This window comes from Mesorhizobium sp. M2C.T.Ca.TU.002.02.1.1, from assembly GCF_003997225.1.
This window is the reverse complement of the sequence record NZ_RZTO01000824.1, coordinates 1-2,656: the sequence shown is the minus strand read 5'-3', so window position 1 is coordinate 2,656 and position 2,656 is coordinate 1. Positions and strand designations below refer to the sequence as shown.

Sequence of the window (2,656 nt, the reverse complement as noted above, 5' to 3'; positions counted from 1 at the left end):
CTCTTCAGCGTCATCAGATCGATGAAATGATCGGCCTGGCGGCGCAGATCGTCTGAGATCATCGGCGGCTGCGAGGCCATGGTCGAGATGATGGACACTTTGCGGCCGCGTCGCTGCAGTGCCTCGACCAGCGTGCGGAAGTCGCCGTCGCCGGAGAAGATCACATAGTGGTCGACGACATCGGCGAGCTCCAGCGCATCGACGGTCAGCTCGATGTCCATGTTGCCCTTGATCTTGCGGCGGCCGGTCGAGTCGGTGAATTCCTTGGCGGGCTTGGTCACCACCTTGAAGCCGTTATAGTCGAGCCAGTCGATCAGCGGCCGGATCGAGGAATATTCCTGATCCTCGACCAGCGCGGTATAGTAATAAGCGCGCAGCAGGTAGCCGCGCTTCTGGAAGCTCGACAGGAGCTTGCGGTAATCGATGTCGAAGCCCAGCGCGCGGGACGTGGCGTAAAGATTGGCGCCGTCGATGAAAAGAGCGATCTTTTCACGGGGATCGAACATTGAAAAACATCCCTTTTCGAAAATTTCTGTCGTCTAAAAGCGTTTGACGAATAGGCCCGGCAAATGGGCCTCGGTACCGTCACATCCGAGATAACGCGCAATTTGTGGATATCCAAGGGCACGGCCCGCATTGCAAGCAATTGTGATCGCGACTATGTGAGCGCCATCATGGCGCGCTCCGATGATGAGCCGGGCAAGGGGCCGCGAAAGTCGGCGCCGGCGCCATAAAGCTTGTGTTTCGGCCGCGCTCGCGTTATGGAGCGCGCCAGCTTTCCATTAAATCCATCGCATGAAAGGGGCAGTCCATGGCCCGCGTAACCGTTGAAGATTGCATCGACAAGGTCGATAACCGTTTTGAACTCGTGCTGCTCGCCGGCCATCGCGCCCGCCAGATCAGCCAGGGCGCGCAGATCACCGTCCCGCGCGACAATGACAAGAACCCGGTCATCGCGCTGCGCGAGATCGCCGACGAGACGCTCTCTCCCGACGACCTCAAGGAAGACCTGATCCACTCGCTGCAGAAGCATGTCGAGGTCGACGAGCCGGAGGCCGAAGGCGAGGCGATCACCGACCAGACCGGCGCGACCGCTGTCGCGGCCGACACCGACGACGCCGAGGAAAACATCGCCTTCGACCGTATGAGCGAGGAAGACCTGCTCGCCGGCATCGAAGGTCTGGTGCCGCCGGAAAAGAGCGACGACTACTAAGCGTCATGGGAACTTGCCTGGATCAAGCATCCGGCACTTCCGTCTCGTAAGTTTCGTGGCTATCTATGACATGCGCCGCAAGCAACAGCGGCGCATGATTCATTTCAGCACCGCGAGATTCCGCCCATGATGCGTCAGTATGAGCTTGTCGAGCGCGTCCAGCGCTACAAGCCTGACGTCAACGAGGCGCTGCTCAACAAGGCCTACGTCTATGCCATGCAGAAGCATGGCCACCAGAAGCGCGCCTCGGGCGATCCCTATTTCTCGCATCCCCTCGAAGTCGCCGCCATCCTCACCGACATGCATATGGACGAGGCGACCATCGCCGTTGCCCTGCTGCATGACACGATCGAGGACACGACGGCGACCCGGGCCGAGATCGACGAGCTCTTCGGCCCCGAAATGGGCAAGCTGGTCGAGGGCCTCACCAAGCTGAAGAAGCTCGATCTGGTCTCCAAGAAGGCCGAGCAGGCGGAAAACCTGCGCAAGCTTCTGCTCGCGATCTCCGAGGACATTCGCGTTCTCCTGGTCAAGCTGGCCGACCGCCTGCACAACATGCGCACGCTCGACCATATGCCCGAGTCCAAGCGCCTGCGCATCGCCGAGGAGACGATGGACATCTACGCGCCGCTGGCCGGGCGCATGGGCATGCAGGGCATGCGCGAGGAGCTGGAGGAAATCGCCTTCCGCTATATCAATCCGGAGGCTTATCGCGCCGTCACCGCAAGGCTTGCCGAGATTTTCGAGCGCAACAAGGGCGTCCTTCAGGAGATCGAGACGGCGCTCTCGGGCCTGTTCGAGAAACATGCCATCAAGGCGAGCGTGAAGAGCCGGCAGAAGAAGCCATGGTCGGTGTTCCGCAAGATGGAGGCCAAGGCGCTCTCCTTCGAGCAGCTATCCGACATTTTCGGCTTCCGCGTCGTCGTCGATACGGTCGACGACTGCTATCGCGCGCTTGGCGCCATCCACACCACCTGGTCGATGGTGCCCGGCCGCTTCAAGGACTACATCTCGACGCCGAAGCAGAACGACTATCGTTCCATCCACACCACCATCGTCGGGCCGTCGCGCCAGCGCGTCGAATTGCAGATCCGCACCAAGGAGATGAACAAGATCGCCGAATATGGCGTCGCCGCGCATTCGATCTACAAGGACAGTGGCGGCAAGATGAATGGCGCCGGCCATGCGATCTCCAGGGAAACCAACGCCTATGCCTGGCTGCGGCGCACCATCGAGCAACTGGCCGAAGGCGATAATCCGGAGGATTTCCTCGAGAACACCAAGCTGGAGCTGTTCCAGGACCAGGTGTTCTGCTTCACGCCCAAGGGCATGCTGATCGCGCTGCCGCGCGGCGCCACGCCGGTCGACTTCGCCTATGCCGTCCACACCGATGTCGGCGACACCTGCGTCGGCGCCAAGGTCAACGGCCGCATCATGCCGCTG

3 protein-coding genes are annotated in these 2,656 nt (G+C 60.9%); 2 read left to right on the top strand and 1 reads right to left on the bottom strand.

Annotated elements, in window-relative coordinates:
- On the bottom strand, positions 1 to 506 hold a 506-nt coding region (locus EOD07_RS29935; RefSeq protein WP_164772675.1), incomplete at its 3' end, for an NYN domain-containing protein.
- Between the two features lie 305 nt (positions 507 to 811).
- Between EOD07_RS29935 and rpoZ the strand changes: the two genes are divergently transcribed.
- On the top strand, positions 812 to 1,213 hold the full coding sequence (gene rpoZ / locus EOD07_RS29930; protein WP_040984249.1) for a DNA-directed RNA polymerase subunit omega: 402 nt from the start codon (positions 812 to 814) through the stop codon (positions 1,211 to 1,213).
- A gap of 126 nt (positions 1,214 to 1,339) precedes the next feature.
- The coding region (locus EOD07_RS29925; protein ID WP_164772674.1) for a RelA/SpoT family protein at positions 1,340 to 2,656 on the top strand (1,317 nt) is incomplete at its 3' end.